The organism is uncultured Oscillibacter sp. (assembly GCF_910587525.1).
In the GTDB taxonomy this organism is placed as follows: domain Bacteria; phylum Bacillota; class Clostridia; order Oscillospirales; family Oscillospiraceae; genus Oscillibacter.
The window spans coordinates 1-15,592 of the sequence record NZ_CAJULS010000049.1 but is presented as its reverse complement, the minus strand read 5'-3'; the positions used below and the strand labels follow the sequence as shown (position 1 = coordinate 15,592).

Genomic DNA, 15,592 nt, shown 5'->3' with positions numbered 1-15,592 from the left:
CCAACGGCGGTACGTGGAATCCCTGTCCTCCTACGCCCGGATGTTCCTGGGGCAGATGGAAAAGCCGGACGTGGACTACATTGACGGCCTCTCCCCCGCCATCTCCATCGACCAGAAGACCACCTCCAAAAACCCCCGCTCCACCGTGGGCACTGTGACGGAAATCTACGACTATTTGCGGCTTCTCTGGGCCCGGGTGGGCACCCCCCACTGTCCCAAGTGCGGCAAAGAGATCAAACAGCAGACCGTTGACCAGATCATCGACCAGGTCACCGCCCTGCCGGAGGGCACCCGCATCCAGGTGATGGCTCCCGTCGTCCGGGGCAAAAAGGGCGAGCATGTAAAAGTTTTCGAGGACGCCAAGCGCTCCGGCTATGTCCGGGCCCGGGTGGACGGGAACCTCTATGAGCTGGACGAGGAGATCAAGCTGGAGAAGAACAAGAAACACAGCATCGAGATCATTGTGGACCGGCTCATCATCCGCCCGGATATCCAGCAGCGGCTGACGGACAGCGTGGAGACCGCCGCCGGCCTCTCCGGCGGCACCGTGATCGTCAACCTCCTGCGGGAGGAGCAGGACCTGATGTTCTCCCAGAACTACGCCTGCGAGGACTGCGGCATCTCCATTGAGGAGCTGACGCCCCGGATGTTCTCCTTCAACAACCCCTTCGGCGCCTGCCCAACCTGCACGGGCCTGGGCAGCCAGCTGAAGGTGGACGAGAGCCTGGTGGTGCCGGATAGGAAGAAATCCATTTTGGAGGGGGCCATTCAGGCCTCCGGCTGGGGGAATATCTGCTCCGACGGCATCTCCCGCATGTACTTCGAGGCCCTGGCGAAGAAGTACCGCTTCTCCCTCACCGCCCCCTGGGAGGAGCTGAGCGAGGAGGTGCGGAACATCGTCCTCTACGGCACCAAGGGGGAGGAGCTGGAGCTCTACTACGACCAGCCCCGGGGTAAGGGGGTTCTCTACCAGCCCTTTGAGGGCATCTGCAACAACATCCAGCGCCGCTATCAGGAGACCCAGAGCGACGCCAGTAAAAAGGAGCTGGAGGAGCTGATGGCGGAGTGTCCCTGTCCCGCCTGCAAAGGACGGCGGCTGAAAAAAGAGTCCCTGGCGGTGACTGTGGGGGACAGGAATATCTACGACTACACCCAAATGTCCGTCCTGGACGGGCTGGACTGGGTGGAGAAACTGACCTTGACGGACCAGCAGCACCTGATCGCGGACCGGATTCTCAAGGAGATCCGCTCCCGGCTGGGGTTCCTCCGGTCCGTGGGACTGGGCTATCTGACCCTGAGCCGGTCCGCCGGAACCCTCTCCGGCGGCGAGAGCCAGCGCATCCGTCTGGCCACCCAGATCGGCTCCTCTCTGATGGGAGTGCTGTATATACTGGACGAGCCCTCCATCGGCCTCCACCAGCGGGACAACGATAAGCTGCTGGCCACGCTCCAGAATCTCCGGGACCTGGGCAATACGCTGCTGGTGGTGGAGCACGACGAGGATACCATGCGGGCCGCGGACTACCTCATCGACATTGGGCCCGGCGCCGGCGTTCACGGCGGCCAGGTTATCGCGGCGGGCACGCCGGAGGAGGTTATGGCCTGCCCCGGCTCCCTGACGGGACAATATCTCTCCGGGAAGAAAAAAATCCCCGTTCCGGAATCGCGCCGTACCGGTAATGGGAAGTGCCTGAAAGTTGTGGGCGCGGCGGAGAACAACCTGCGGAAGATCGATGTGGAGTTTCCGCTGGGGGTGTTCACCGTGGTCACCGGCGTCTCCGGCAGCGGCAAGTCCTCCCTTGTGAACGAGGTGCTCTTCAAGCGCCTGGGGGCGGAGCTGATGCGCATGAAGGTCCACCCCGGCAGATGTGAGCGGATTGAGGGCATCGAGGCGCTGGACAAAGTGGTCAACATCGACCAGAGTCCCATCGGCCGGACGCCCCGGTCCAATCCCGCCACTTATACAGGCCTTTTCAACGACATTCGGGACCTCTTCGCCTCCACCCAGGAGGCCAAGAGCCGGGGTTACGGTCCGGGCCGGTTCAGCTTCAACGTCCGGGGCGGACGGTGCGAGGCCTGCTCCGGCGACGGCGTTTTAAAGATCGAGATGCACTTCCTGCCGGACATCTTCGTGCCCTGCGAGGTCTGCAAGGGCAAGCGGTATAACCGGGAGACCCTGGAGGTGCGCTACAAGGGCAAAAATATCGCCGAGGTGCTGGAGATGACCGTGGACGAGGCACTCGAGTTCTTCTCCGCCCTGCCCAAGATCCGCAAAAAACTCCAGACCCTTCAGGATGTGGGGCTTGGGTACGTGAAGCTGGGCCAGCCCTCCACGGAGCTCTCCGGCGGCGAGGCCCAGCGGGTGAAGCTGGCCACAGAGCTCAGCAAGATTGCCACCGGAAAGACCATCTATATTCTGGACGAGCCTACCACAGGCCTCCACACCGACGATGTGCGAAAGCTGCTGGAGGTGCTCCAGCGGCTGGTGGACAGCGGCAATACCGTAGTGGTTATTGAGCATAATCTGGATGTAATCAAGTGCGCCGACCACCTCATCGACCTGGGGCCCGAGGGGGGCGACGGCGGCGGCGGCGTGGTGGTCACCGGTACGCCGGAGGAGACGGCCGCCTGCGAGGCATCCTACACCGGCCGGTATCTGAAAAAAATGCTGAGTGTCTGACAATGTGAAAATCTGTCTATATTGATAAGGAAAGGAAGCGCGGCCACATGCTGATCGACATGACCCACACCATCACCCAGGAGATTCCTGTCCATCCCGGAGACCCGGCCCCCGTCATTTCCAAGGGTTCTACCATCACAAAGGACGGCTGCCGCACCACCCAATTCTCCCTCTGCTCTCACACCGGCACCCATATGGACGCGCCCTCCCACCTGCTGCGGGACGGGCGGAGCCTGGACGAGATGCCCATGTCCCAGTTCTCCGGCCGGGCTACGGCGCTGGATGTGTCCGGAGTGGGTCCCGTGATTACAGCGGAGTTCCTCCGCTCCCACCACGACGATATCTACTGTGCGGACTACATCCTCTTTTACACCGGCTGGGAGGCGCGCTGGGGGACGGAGGCGTTTCTGGAAGATACCTATCCCGTTCCCGACGAGGAGGCGGCCCACTATCTGGTCTCATGCGGCCTCAAGGGTGTGGGGACCGACGCTCTCAGCGTGGACCGGCTCAGCGGCCCTTCCACGGTACATACCATTTTGATGAAGGCTGACCAGGTGATTCTGGAAAATCTGTGCCTGGAAAAAGTGCGGGAGCGGAAGGACTTTCTGTTTTTTGCCCTGCCTATGAAGTTCCAGAACGCCGACGGCGCCCCCATACGCGCCTTTGCGGAGCTGCGGGAGAAGTTTGAAGGGGAGAGAAGAAGACGGTGAGAAAACTTCTGGCCATCGTTTTGTGCAAGCTGGGCCGCTTCGCCGGGAAACTGGTGGGCAAGGGCAGTTCCCTGCCGGGAAAGCTGGCGCTGAAGGTCTGCCCGGACATCCTGTCCCAGGTGGAGCTGCCCGCGCACATCATCGCCGTCACCGGCTCCAACGGCAAGACCTCTACGGTGGAGATGATCGCCGCCATCCTCCGGGCGGACGGGAAGCACGTCATCTACAACGAGGAGGGCTCCAATCAGATCGAGGGTGTCGCCACGCTGATTCTGACCCACGCCACCCTGGGAGGGAGGGTCCGGGCGGACGTGCTGCTGCTGGAGAGCGATGAGCGCTATGCCCGGCACAGCTTCCGCTGGTTTCACCCCACGGAGTTCGTCATCACCAATCTCTACCGGGACCAGCTGACCCGCAACGGTCATCCGGAATGGGTCTACGACGCCATTCTGCCTGCAATTCACCCGGAGACCGAACTGATCTTAAATGCCGACGATCCCCTCTCCAGCTGTTTTGCCCGGGGACACGAGAAGGTGAAGTGGTTCGGCCTGGACCGGTGCGCCATCTCCACGGACGCCCCCTCCGGCATGTATCACGACGGGGCATACTGCCCGGTATGTCACGGCCCCATGGAGTACAGCTATGTCCACTACAACCACATCGGCGCCTACCGCTGCATGAAGTGCGGCCATCAAAAGCCTGTCACGGACTACACCGCCACCGCGGTGGACCTGGAGAAGGGCGTTTTGACCATCGATGGCGCCGTTACTGTGGAGCTGGCCTTCCGCAGCATTTACAACGTTTACAATATTCTGGCGGCCTACGCTGTCTGCCGCCGTGCCGGCGCGGCGGCAGAGACCGCCGCCGGTGTGTTGAGCCGCTACCTGCTGAAAAACGGCCGGATGCAGGCCTTCCGTCTGGGAGACCGTCACGGCACCCTGCTCACCAGCAAGCACGAGAACTCCATCGCCTACGACACCAACCTCCGCTATATTGCAGCCTCGAAGGAGGACTGTGTGGTACTGGTGATTGTGGACGCGGTGAGCCGGAAGTATTTCACCAGCGAGACCAGCTGGCTGTGGGACATCGACTTTGGCCAGCTGAATGTGCCTCATGTAAAGGAAATCGTCCTCTCCGGGCGGTACTGTAATGACCTGGCGGAACGGTTTTTCTATACGGAGCTGAAAAACTGGCATGTCCAGCCGGATATCGCCGCTGCCGCGGCGGAGCTGCGGGATGGCGAAGGCGGGGAGCTGTACGTGGTGACCTGTTTCTCCGACCGGGACAAGCTGCTCTCTCACGTGGAAAGGGAGGGATGACCATGGAGCTTCGATTCATCCATTTTTACCCGGATCTGATGAGTCTCTACGGCAGCTATGCCAACGTCACTGTTTTGAAACGGTATCTGGAGCGGCTGGGGAACAGCGTCACTGTGGAGACAGTGGGCCTTGGGGAGAACGCGGACCTGTCCGGCGCGGACTTCCTCTATATGGGCGCGGGCACAGAACGGGCGGCCCGGGCCGCTATGGAGAACTTCGCCCGGTTCGGCGGGGCCGTAAAGGCCCTGGCAGAGGACGGCGCCGCCATGCTCTTCGCCGGCACTGCTATGGAGCTGCTGGGGGAGCGCATCACGGTGGCCGACGGGACTGTCTTCGCCGGCATTGGCCTGGCGGGCTTCTCCGCAGTCCATGGAGAGCGGCGGATGGTGGAGGATGTCTATGGCCGCACGGACCTCTTCCCGGAGGCCGTGGTGGGGTTTATGAACAAGTGCGGCGCCGTTACCGGTGTGGAGACGCCCCTGCTGACCTCAGTGGAGTTTGGCTTTGGCAATGAGGGAGCCAGGAGCCCGGAGGGCTTCCATTGGAAGAACGTCTTTGCCTCCCAGCTTACCGGCCCGCTGTTGGTGAAAAATCCGAAGCTGCTGGAGGCTATGGCTGCCGCTGTCTATGCCCGGCGGGGGGAACCGCTCCCGGAGGAGCGCACTGCGGACCCCTGGGCGGAGCGAGGCTACGCCGTGACGGAGGCAGAGCTTCGGCGCAGATTTGAGCAATAGGAGGCTGTATTCATAGGTGGGGAATAGGATATATTTCAAGAAAATTTAACGAAGAACAGCGCGAAAAGACCTGTCCGGACGGCGTTCAACGCCTGTGAATACAGCTTCTAAAAATAGGACCCGGCGGCAGGAGCCGCCGGGTCCTATTTTGGCTGGTCAAAATACGACTGTCAAAAGCATCTTGAACCGCTCCGCACCGTACACAGCATGGGGGATATTGGCCGGCATGACCAGACTCTCTCCCTGCCGGAGGATGTGGGGCTCTCCGCCCACGGTAAAGCGGCCCGTGCCTTCCAGCACCGTCGCCAGGGCGTCGCCGCCGGAGGCGTGCGTGCTGATCTCCTCCCCCTTTTCAAAGGCGAAGAGGGTCAGGCTCACGTGGGGATTCTGGGCCAGGGTCCGGCTGACCACCTGCCCCTCCTGATAGGCAATCAGGCCGTCCAGACGCAACGCCTCGCCCTTGACGATATTTTTCATGCGTTCGCCCATACCCGCCTCCTCAGTAATTGAATTTGTCAATGGTGACATCGGCGCAGAACTTGACTTTCAGCACCTGAAGTTTGGCAAAGATCTCTGTCTGGCAGTGGGCCTCCTGGAGCGCGGGCTCTGTCCAGGTCTCCACCAGCAGTAGCGCGTTGGGGTCCTGGGCATCGAAGTAGTAGTCGTACTTGACGTTGCCCTCTTCCTGGAGAGAGTTGTCCCGAACGCCCAGACTGGTAAGGGCTTCGTAAAAGGCTGTTCGCTGGCCGGGCTTGGTGTGATAGGTGACGTTCCAGGTTAGCATTGGTTTGTCCTCCTTATTAACTGTTAAGAGTTGAGAAGCAGTGCCATATCCTCCGGCAGATCCGCCTTGAGCCGCAGGAGCTCCCCGGTGACGGGGTGGACCAGCCGCAGCCCGTAGGAGTGAAGGGCCGGACGGGAAATGAGGGATGGGTCCTCGGTGCCGTAGAGCCAGTCCCCCGCCAGGGGACAGCCGATGGAGGCCATGTGGACGCGCAGCTGGTGGGTGCGGCCGGTCTCCGGTATCAGCTTTAAGAGAGTGAGCCCGTTTTGCGTCTCCAATACCTGGTAGTGGGATACCGCCGCCGCGCCGTCAGGCCGGACCATTCGGGCTACGGCGGAGGTCTTGTCCCGCCCAATGGGGGCGTCCACGGTTCCCCGATCCGTTTCCGGGCGGCCCACGCAGACGCCCCGGTACTCCCGGCAAAAGCGGTCCGTGTGGAGGGCGCGGCGAAGGAGATCGTGGACGTAACCGCTCTTGGCGATGACCATCAGTCCGGTGGTGCCTTTGTCCAGCCGGTTTACAGGATGGAAAAGGAAGTCCGCCCCCCGGGTCCAGGCCAGGGCTCCCGCCACGGTGGGAGTGTCCGGCAGAAAATTGGAGGCGTGGGCCGTCATTCCCGCTGGCTTGTTAACCACCAGCAAGTGGCCATCCTCCCAAACCACGGGAAGGGGCCAGTTGCCGGGGGTAATGGCGGTCTTGGGCAGGCGGTGGTCCCCGGTCTCCACAGACAGCACGTCCCCGGCGCAGAGCAGATCCACCGTCCGGGCGTGGATGCCGTTGACCAAGATACCGCCTTCCACCCGGGTGAGGCGGGCGACGGCGTGGGAGGAGAAGTGGAGTACCGCCTTGAGGATGTGTCGGACAGTGGCGCCGTCCTCTGCCGGAGAGATGGTGTGATCGATACGTTCCAGAGGAAGCGCCTCCTCTCAAAGATAGCGGCGGACTTGCCGCTTGTACTGGAGGTAGGCCTCGCCGAACTGCCCGGCGCACCAGCGCTCTTCCGCCAGGATGATCCAGTGGGCCGAAATCTGAAAGACCAGGATCAGGCCCAGCAGGAGCCGGGACTGGGTAAGCAGGGAGCAGCCCAGGAACACGAGAAAATAGGATACATACATGGGATTCCGGGACAGGCGGTACAGGCCGCTTTGATTTACGCCGCTGCCCGAAGGAGCGGCAAAGTTTGCCACTGAGACCGTGAGCAGAAAAAGCCCTGCGGCGTAGAGCGCGGCCCCGGTAAAAAAGAGTGAGGACGGCTGCGTCCGGACGTGCAGAAGGAGGGGAAGCAGGATGACTGCCGTGTTAGAGAGCTGATATATCCAGTATGCCGCTCTCTCCTGGCCCTGGAGCGGCGGAAAGTGGGCTGCCCGGGGAAGGGCGTTCTGATTCAGAACGGCCAGCAGACCAAAACGGATCAGGAAAAAGGGAATCAGCAGAAAAAATGCCATAAAACCTCCTGAATGATAAAGTCCGCCCCGCCGGGCGGGAAGTTGTTCTGATTTTACCATGTCCTGCCGCCTGATTCAAGCCCTGCCTCTCTCTGGAAGTGTCCAACTGCGCATTTTATCATCCGCAATTTTGGTTTTGCGGCCCCTGCATAAAATCCGCGAAGAGGACACTCCCCCGCTCCCTTGCGGCGGGCGCCGCTTTGTGGTATGATGGGCAAAAAGGAGGCGGCCTTTATGGAGGAGAGGGAACGGATTGTCCGGCTGTGGTTTGAGATGTGGCTGCGGAAAAAGGACCTGGGGATCACGGAGATTTTCACCGGGGACGCGGTCTACGCGGAGAGCTGGGGGCCGGAGTACCACGGGGCGGAGAAGATCCGGCACTGGTTTGAGGAGTGGAATACCCGGGGAACGGTACTGGTGTGGGACATCCGCCAGTTCTTTCACAGGGGGGACCAGACCGCAGTGGAATGGGTTTTCCGCAATGCCATGGACGACGGGCGGGAGGAGCGCTTTGAAGGGATAACCTTGATTTGCTGGACGCAGGAGGGCAGGATCTGTGCTTTGAAGGAGTTCGGCTGTAATGAAAGCCGCTATGACCCCTACCGGGAGGGACCGGAGCCCCGCTTCCGGGAGGAAAGAGCCATGTGGTTTTGACGGCGGGCCGCCAGAGGGCGGGCAAGTGCGCCGATATCAGAGGAATAATGTAAAAAAGGCGGTGTGCAATGTATTCTGTGCAGGAACTGGAGCAGGTATTGCGGGAGGCGGAGGCTGATTTCCAGCTGATCCGTCAGGATGCCCCGATCCTCTCAGCGGCGGATGCGGAGCCATATTACGATATCCAAAAGGCCGCGCCCACATTTATTTTGCAGCATGAGGGCGGCTTGGCCGCCTGTACGCTCTCGGCCAACCGGGGGCGGATGGATTTTGAGGCCATGAAATGTCAGTTCGGATTCTCCAGGCTGAAAATGGCGGACCGGAAAAAGGTGCTGCAGGAGACCGGCTATCAGGTGGGGACCATCCCTCTGATCGGCCACGGCCTGGACTGCATTTTTGACAGCTCGCTGTTACGGTATGACTACATCTACGGCGGGACCGGGGACGCCCTGGTGACGCTGAAGATCAGCCCCCGGGACGTGGAGCGTCTCAACCGCGTCATCGGGACGCTGTAAGCAGATATTTTTACTAAGATGAGATATAAATTCGCGCGGATTATTTGGAAACCGAAAGGGAGGGACCTGTATGGAAAAATTGATGTACATGATGATGATCGAGAAGACTAAGACCTATAACCGGATAACGAAAAAGGTAGTCACAGAGCATGTTGAGAACATCAGAGAGCTGGACGACCAGGGGAAGCTGGAAATCTGCGGTGTGTTTCAGGGGTATCCGGGAATGGCGGGGATGTATATCCTGAGAGCGGAGAGCCGTGAAGAGGCGGAGGAAATCTGCAAAAGGGAGCCTTTGGTCGCCGGAGGATACGCGACATATAAATTAGCTGGCCTGCGGGTCGCAAACAGGGAAAACAACTACCTGCTGTAACTGCCGGGGTTTCCGATCTGCCGGACAGCCGCCGCGGCTGTCCGAAAAATTTCCATCCAGTGGATTTTGAAAAGAACAGAGGCAGCACGTTCCAAAGGGAACGCTAGATATTTTAAGACGCAGGAGGTCCGCCCATGCTGCTATCCGCGGAACATCTCTCCATCAACTTCGGCAGCCGCCAGCTGCTGGACGATGTGAATTTTTACTTGAACGAAGGGGACAAGACCGGTATCATCGGCATCAACGGCACCGGCAAATCCACCTTTTTAAAGGTGCTGGCGGGGACCCTGGAGGCGGACGCCGGCTCCATCGCCCGCAATCCCAACATCCAGGTGAGCGTCCTGTCCCAGAACCCGGTGATGGAGGACGGTGCTACCGTTTTGGAGCAGGTCTTTCTCCACTTCCCGGCGGAGTTCCGGGCGCTGAACGAGTATGAGGCCAAGTCCATGCTGAACCGGCTGGGCCTGCCGGACTATGACCAGAGGGTGGGCAGCCTCTCCGGCGGCCAGAGAAAGCGGGCGGCCCTGGCGGCGGCGCTGATCCACCCGGCGGACGTGCTGGTGCTGGACGAGCCCACCAACCATCTGGACAGCGAGATGGTGGCCTGGCTGGAGGAGTGGCTGCGGAAATTTCACGGAGGTTTGGTGATGGTAACCCATGACCGCTACTTTCTGGAGCGGGTGGTGAACCACATCACCGAGCTGAGCCGGGGGAAGCTGTACCACTACGAGGCCAACTACTCCAAATACCTGGAGCTGCGGGAGGCACGGGCGGCTATGGCGGAGGCCTCCGAGCGCAAACGGCAGTCCGTCCTCCGCCGTGAGCGGGAGTGGATCATGCGGGGCTGCAAGGCCCGTTCCACCAAGTCCAAAGAGCGCATCCAGCGATATGAAAATCTGTTGAATCAGGAGGCGCCGGAGACGGATGAGGCCGTGCGGATGGCGGCGGCCTCCAGCCGGCTGGGGAAAAAGCTCATCGAGCTGCGGGACGTGTCCAAGGGCTACGGCGGCCGCGCGGTCATCCAGGGCTTTTCCTACAACCTGTTGCGGGGAGACCGCATCGGCATTGTGGGCTGCAACGGAGCGGGAAAGTCCACATTGCTGCATCTGATCTCCGGGGAATTGGCCCCGGATTCCGGAGAGGTGGAAACCGGGGCCACGGTGAAGATTGGACACTTCTCTCAGGAGGGCCGGGAGCTGGATCTGAACCGGCGGGTGTACGACTTTATCCACTCGATTGCCGACGAAGTTAAAACCGGCGAGGGGATTATCTCTGCCAATCAGATGATGGAGCGGTTCCTCTTCCCCGGAGATTTGCAGTCTGTGCCAATCGGGCGGCTCTCCGGCGGGGAGCGGCGGCGGCTGTATCTGCTCTCTGTGCTGATGGCGGCGCCCAACGTGCTGCTGCTGGACGAACCCACCAATGACCTGGACGTAACCACGCTCTCCATTCTGGAGGATTACCTCCAGAGCTTTCCCGGTCCCATTCTGGCGGTGTCCCATGACCGCTTCTTTTTGGACAAGCTGGCGGAGTCCATCTTTGAGGTGCGGGACGGACAGGTGCTGCGTTTCACCGGCAACTGGTCCGACTGGGCGAAGAAGCGCCAGCCGGAGGAGGCGGCCCCCGGAGAGGCGGAAAAGCCCCGCCCGGCGGGGGAACGCCCCCGGGAGCGGAAGCTGAAATTCACCTACAGGGAGCAGCAGGAGTTTGACGCCATCGACGGCGAGCTGGCGGCCCTGGAGGAGGCGCTGGCGGCCTGCCGGGTGGACCAGGACCGCTGCGGCAGCGACTATTTGAAGCTGCAGGAACTGCAGGACCGGCAGACTGTCCTGGAGGCGGCGCTGGAGGAGAAGACGGAGCGCTGGGTCTACCTCAACGAGCTGAAAGAGAAGATCGACGCCCAAAACGGGTGAGCGGACATAAAAAGGCCGGCAGGGCACAGCCCTGCCGGCCTTCGCCTTTTATAGTCAGCACACTTGAAAAGAATCATTCTGATTCTTTTCAACCTGGCGGCAGTAAAACTGCCGCCAGAGCCCGCATAAGCGGGCGTGTGTTTGATTTCATAGTTGAGGCACACGGGCAATGCCCGTCCAGCGGGGCTTCGCCCCGCTGGTTGAACATCCGCAAGTTGCGGAGTTTCAAGTGCTTCAACTATATCATACGATCTTCCGCATACGCTGGGTGAGGGCCGCCGGATTGTTCTGCTCGGCAAAATAGCGGATGATGTCTTTTCTGGTGATGATGCCAATGAAATTTTCCAGATCGTCCACCACGGGGACAAAGTTCTGATTCATGGCGCTGGTGAGCAGTTCTTCCATGCTGACGGTGATGCCCACCGGGGGTGCGCTGTCCTCGCAGAGGAGATCCCGCACATGGAGTTTTTCCAGATCCTTCAGACTGCGGGTGGCGTGGCGGCCGCCCTCCTCGGAGAGCAGGCACCAGAGAAAATCCCCCTCACTGACGGTGCCCACGTATTTTCCGCCGCGGGAGATAACGGGGATGGCCGCGTATCCGTGATACCGCATTTTCTCCAATCCCTGACGGACGGTATAGTCGTCATAGAGATAGGCGGTACGGCTTTTGGGGAGCAGAAAGTAAGCGATATTCATAATAGCCTCGTTTCTCGCTGGCGGCGGGCGGTCCCGCCTGAGGTGAGTGGCAACTTATGGGTATTTTGCTGGTTATAGTATACAAGAGAGCTTTTTTATTTTGATGAACAAATTGTGAAATTTGCCTTAAATCTTGCGGGGAAAGATTGACCTTTACATTTCTGCCGGATGCTGGTATGATAAGAGTGTCGTATATGCAACACAGAGAGGAGAGAGGGATATGCTGGCTCCGCAGGAGTTGGAAAAGAGCCCGCTGTTTCAGGATATCAGCTATGAGGAGTACCGGAAGATGCTGCCCTGCTTTCAGGCGGTGGGGCGGTCCTATCAAAGCGACGAATTGATCTATGACTTTGGGGATGCCCAGCGGAATGACGTGGGTATTGTCGAGCGGGGGACGGCTGCGCTGATCCGCATTGATGAGGAGGGCGTGGCCACCGTGATGGAGGAGCTGGGCCCTGGAGGCGTGTTTGGCCGGGATCTGGCCTTTGCCGGCTCAGCGGGAGACAGCCTGGAGGTGGTGTGCCGCGCCCCCTGCGAGGTGCTCTTTATCGACTATCCCCATATCCTCCGGCGGTGCGAGAATGCCTGCGCCTATCACAGTGCTCTGGTGCAGAACATGCTGCGCCTGATGGCCAGCAAGGCTCAGGCGCTGTCGGAGCGGATCGATGTGCTCTCCCGCCGTTCTATCCGGGAAAAGCTGCTGTGCTATTTCCGGCAGCTGGCCGGCCGTACCGGAGGGGCCAGCTTTACCCTGCCCTTCTCCCTCAGTGTGCTGGCGGATTACATCGCCACGGACCGCAGCGCCATGATGCGGGAGCTGAAGCGGCTGCGGGAGGAGGGCGTGGTCCGCTCCGAGGGGCGGCGGTTTACTCTGCTCTGAGGGAAGCGCGGAAACCCCTGTTTACAACCGGCGGAGGCCGGATAGGCAGGCCGGAAAAGCCGCATCCGGATGGGGCCCGGCGGGCTGTGCCGGTCAAGGGCTGTGCAGAGGGAGCTGCTCCGGGAATCAAACGGTCCAGAAGCGAAAATCGCCTCTGGACCAAGGGACCGGGGAGAATCTGCGGACAGACCGGGCGCTTTCAAAGGCTCCGGCCTCAGAGCCGCCTGCCCGCCAATGGTCCTGGGCTGCGCTCCCCGTATGTTCATTTTCCATTGTCAAAATATTCAAACGCCCCAATCGCCTCACAGGTGTCGCACACATCGGGCCGGCTCTGAAAAACCGCGCCGCAGAATTGACACCGCCAACCCGACTGCGGCTGCGGGGGCTCCGGCGCCGCGCCCATTTTGGCAAGCAGGTTCAGAAATCTCTGCTCATGGCTCTGCTCAATAGCCGCCACTTTCTCAAACATAGCAGCCAGTTCCTCCAGGCCATCCTCCCGGGCCTGCCGGGCGAATTCCGGGTACATGTTGTGCCACTCGCTGTACTCGCCCTGCGCCGCCTGCGTCAGGCACGCCTTTGTCTCTGAGGGACGCCCGAACAGATGCTCGTACCAGAACCTGGCGTGCATCATCTCATTGACTGCCATCTGCTCAAAGGCGGCGGCAACCTCATCGTCTCCGTTGGCCCGGGCCGCCTGCGCGAAATAGGTGTATTTGTTGCGGGCAATGGACTCTCCGGCCAGCGCTTTGCGGAGATTCTCGGCTGTCTTTGTGTCTTTCAATTCCATAGGAACACTCCTCCCTTTGCTTTTTGTCAGGATAACACGGCCCCTTGGGAAAGTCAAATCAAAACAGCTTTGGAAAAAGGGATGGCTTTTCCCCCTTTTTACCTTTTGTGTTGAGAAATGCCACCTTTCGTCAAAATGACTGAATAGGAGGTTATCCATCATGGATAACCTCCCGGCAATGGGAATTTATTACAATGCCGCCACTACAAAACTAACTGTCGAAAATAGGTTGCATAAGCAATGAAAACATATACTTAATATATATTCGGGATTTCTTTGCAGATAATCAGGGCAACTCTTTAAAGGATGTTATCAAATGCTGGGAGCATAAAAAGCAGTTGCAGGGGCATAACCGATGAGCGGTCAGATCTTGCGGCTTTGGAATAAAATTTTCAGTTATTGGGCAGTTGCATTTCAAAGCTGACTGTCCGCTTTTGATATTTTGACGAATGGTTTAGCAAAAGGGTGTTGAGCAGCACCAATCTGAAAAGGGACTTCGTGACATCGCCGGTGCTAAAACTCATCAACACGAAAAGTAAAAGGACGTTTTTTTCCCGCTTCGGACGGAAAGCGATTGACGGCTTGCCGCGGTTCGTGTAAAATAGAAAAAGTGTATCTGAGGAAAGAGAACTAAGCTGTGCAAATCCGAACATCCGAAGATGTGGAAAGAAGGAAGCAACATGTATGAGATCGTAAGAAAAGAGGCCCTGCGGCCGACCGTGACGCTGTATGAGATCAAGGCACCGCTGATCGCCAAAAAGGCCCAGCCCGGCCAGTTCATCATTTTGCGGGTGGACGAGAAGGGCGAGCGCATCCCCATCACTATCAACAACTACGATCCGGAGAAGGGCACCGTCACCATCATCGTCCAGACGGCGGGCGCCACCACCGAGAAGCTCCGCCACCTGAACGAGGGCGACTGCCTTCAGGACTTTGTGGGCCCCCTGGGCAAGCCCACCGAGACTGCCGGCAAGAAGAAGGTGTGCGTGGTGGGCGGCGGCGTCGGCTGCGCCATTGCGTACCCCGTGCTGAAAAAGTTCCACGACGACGGGGCCGAGGTCCACGCTGTGGTGGGCTTTAAGAGCCAGGATCTGGTGATTCTGGAGGAGGATTTCAAGAAGTCCAGCGACAAGCTGGTTATCTGCACCGACGACGGCTCCTACGGCCGCAAGGGCCTTGTCACCGAGGCCCTGAAAGAGCTGCTGGACGAGGGCAACCAGTATGACGAGATTTTCGCCATCGGCCCCATGATTATGATGAAATTCGTCTGCAAGACCACGGAGCCTTACGGCGTGCCTACCACCGTGTCCATGAGCCCCATCATGATCGACGGCACCGGCATGTGCGGCGGCTGCCGCCTGAGCGTTGGCGGCGAGATGAAGTTTGCCTGCGTGGACGGCCCGGATTTTGACGGCCACAAGGTGGACTGGGACCTGGCTGTGAAGCGCAACCAGATGTATGTGCCCTTTGAGAAGCACAAGTACGAGGAAACCTGCAACCTGTTCAAGAAGGAGGCCGAATAATCATGGCCAATATGTCTTTACAGAAAAACCCCATGCCCTCCCAGGATCCCAACGTCCGCAATAAGAACTTTGAGGAGGTTGCCCTGGGGTATACCGAAGCCCAGGCCTTGGATGAGGCACAGCGGTGCCTCAACTGCAAGAACAAGCCCTGCATGACCGGCTGCCCGGTCATGGTACATATCCCTGAGTTTATCCAGGAGGTGGCCAAGGGCGACTTTGAGTCCGCTTATCAGATCATCGCCGCCACAAGTGCGCTGCCCGCCGTCTGCGGCCGGGTCTGCCCCCAGGAGAGCCAGTGCGAGAAGTACTGCGTCCGGGGCAAGAAGGGCGATCCCGTGGGCATCGGCCGCCTGGAGCGGTTCGTGGCCGACTGGCACAACGCCCACGCCTCCGCCGCCGCGGAGAAGCCCGCCTCCAACGGCCACCGCGTGGCCGTCGTCGGCTCCGGCCCTGCGGGCCTCACCTGCGCCGGGGACCTGGCCCGGAAGGGGTATGAGGTCACTGTGTTCGAGGCCCTGCACCTGGCCGGCGGCGTGCTGGTGTACGGCATCCCCGAGTTCCGTCTGCCCAAGGCCATCGTCC

The 15,592-nt window shown here is 60.0% G+C and carries 17 protein-coding genes; 11 read left to right on the top strand and 6 right to left on the bottom strand.

What is annotated here, in order from left to right:
• The 4 genes from uvrA to QZ326_RS06260 form a co-directional block, all read left to right on the top strand.
• A partial coding sequence (uvrA, locus tag QZ326_RS06275; protein ID WP_295742726.1) for an excinuclease ABC subunit UvrA occupies positions 1–2,680 on the top strand: 2,680 nt, incomplete at its 5' end.
• Between the two features lie 47 nt (positions 2,681–2,727).
• The gene (locus QZ326_RS06270; RefSeq protein ID WP_295742723.1) at positions 2,728–3,390 is read left to right on the top strand and encodes a cyclase family protein; all 663 of its coding nucleotides are present in this window, start codon (positions 2,728–2,730) and stop codon (positions 3,388–3,390) included.
• Positions 3,387–4,709, top strand: a complete 1,323-nt coding sequence (locus QZ326_RS06265) for a Mur ligase family protein (protein WP_295742721.1) — start codon at positions 3,387–3,389, stop codon at positions 4,707–4,709. The genes QZ326_RS06270 and QZ326_RS06265 overlap by 4 nt, the downstream gene beginning before the upstream one ends.
• Before the next feature lie 2 nt (positions 4,710–4,711).
• Positions 4,712–5,443, top strand: coding sequence for a type 1 glutamine amidotransferase (locus QZ326_RS06260; RefSeq protein WP_295742718.1), 732 nt, complete (start codon positions 4,712–4,714; stop codon positions 5,441–5,443).
• 156 nt (positions 5,444–5,599) lie between these two features.
• Here the strand turns inward: QZ326_RS06260 and QZ326_RS06255 are convergent, their stop codons facing one another.
• The 4 genes from QZ326_RS06255 to QZ326_RS06240 all read right to left on the bottom strand — a co-directional run bounded on the left by QZ326_RS06255 (position 5,600) and on the right by QZ326_RS06240 (position 7,672).
• Positions 5,600–5,932, bottom strand: coding sequence for a cupin domain-containing protein (locus QZ326_RS06255; protein WP_295742715.1), 333 nt, complete (start codon positions 5,930–5,932; stop codon positions 5,600–5,602).
• Positions 5,933–5,942: 10 nt separating this feature from the next.
• The gene (locus QZ326_RS06250; RefSeq protein WP_295742712.1) at positions 5,943–6,227 is read right to left on the bottom strand and encodes a putative quinol monooxygenase; all 285 of its coding nucleotides are present in this window, start codon (positions 6,225–6,227) and stop codon (positions 5,943–5,945) included.
• Positions 6,228–6,250: 23 nt separating this feature from the next.
• Positions 6,251–7,081, bottom strand: coding sequence for an RluA family pseudouridine synthase (locus tag QZ326_RS06245; RefSeq protein WP_295742729.1), 831 nt, complete (start codon positions 7,079–7,081; stop codon positions 6,251–6,253).
• A 72-nt stretch (positions 7,082–7,153) separates the two neighbouring features.
• On the bottom strand, positions 7,154–7,672 hold the full coding sequence (locus tag QZ326_RS06240; RefSeq protein ID WP_295742709.1) for an isoprenylcysteine carboxylmethyltransferase family protein: 519 nt from the start codon (positions 7,670–7,672) through the stop codon (positions 7,154–7,156).
• A gap of 234 nt (positions 7,673–7,906) precedes the next feature.
• Here QZ326_RS06240 and QZ326_RS06235 point away from each other — a divergent pair, with 234 nt between their 5' ends.
• From QZ326_RS06235 to QZ326_RS06220, 4 genes are all read left to right on the top strand, one after another.
• Positions 7,907–8,326: a nuclear transport factor 2 family protein gene (locus QZ326_RS06235; RefSeq protein ID WP_295742707.1), complete on the top strand. Its 420-nt coding sequence runs from the start codon at positions 7,907–7,909 to the stop codon at positions 8,324–8,326.
• Positions 8,327–8,394: 68 nt separating this feature from the next.
• Entirely contained in the window at positions 8,395–8,841 is a 447-nt protein-coding gene (locus QZ326_RS06230) for an aminoacyl-tRNA deacylase (RefSeq protein WP_295742704.1), read from the top strand.
• A gap of 70 nt (positions 8,842–8,911) precedes the next feature.
• Positions 8,912–9,211, top strand: coding sequence for a YciI family protein (locus tag QZ326_RS06225; protein WP_295742701.1), 300 nt, complete (start codon positions 8,912–8,914; stop codon positions 9,209–9,211).
• 134 nt (positions 9,212–9,345) lie between these two features.
• Complete coding sequence (locus QZ326_RS06220) at positions 9,346–11,124, top strand: ABC-F family ATP-binding cassette domain-containing protein (RefSeq protein ID WP_295742698.1); 1,779 nt, start codon at positions 9,346–9,348, stop codon at positions 11,122–11,124.
• A 243-nt stretch (positions 11,125–11,367) separates the two neighbouring features.
• Here QZ326_RS06220 and QZ326_RS06215 read toward each other — a convergent pair whose 3' ends face one another.
• A complete protein-coding gene (locus QZ326_RS06215; RefSeq protein ID WP_295742695.1) occupies positions 11,368–11,820 on the bottom strand; it encodes a CBS domain-containing protein in 453 nt (150 codons plus the stop codon).
• A 220-nt stretch (positions 11,821–12,040) separates the two neighbouring features.
• On the opposite strand from QZ326_RS06215, the gene QZ326_RS06210 reads away from it, so the two are divergent.
• Positions 12,041–12,700 carry a Crp/Fnr family transcriptional regulator gene (locus QZ326_RS06210; protein ID WP_295742693.1) on the top strand — a complete coding sequence of 220 codons (660 nt, stop codon included), beginning with the start codon at positions 12,041–12,043 and terminating at the stop codon, positions 12,698–12,700.
• A 262-nt stretch (positions 12,701–12,962) separates the two neighbouring features.
• Here the strand turns inward: QZ326_RS06210 and QZ326_RS06205 are convergent, their stop codons facing one another.
• Complete coding sequence (locus tag QZ326_RS06205) at positions 12,963–13,487, bottom strand: rubrerythrin family protein (RefSeq protein WP_295742690.1); 525 nt, start codon at positions 13,485–13,487, stop codon at positions 12,963–12,965.
• Between the two features lie 680 nt (positions 13,488–14,167).
• On the opposite strand from QZ326_RS06205, the gene QZ326_RS06200 reads away from it, so the two are divergent.
• Positions 14,168–15,010: a sulfide/dihydroorotate dehydrogenase-like FAD/NAD-binding protein gene (locus tag QZ326_RS06200; RefSeq protein WP_295742688.1), complete on the top strand. Its 843-nt coding sequence runs from the start codon at positions 14,168–14,170 to the stop codon at positions 15,008–15,010.
• A gap of 2 nt (positions 15,011–15,012) precedes the next feature.
• Positions 15,013–15,592, top strand: a 580-nt coding sequence (locus QZ326_RS06195; protein ID WP_295742685.1) for an NAD(P)-binding protein, incomplete at its 3' end; no start/stop codon positions are given.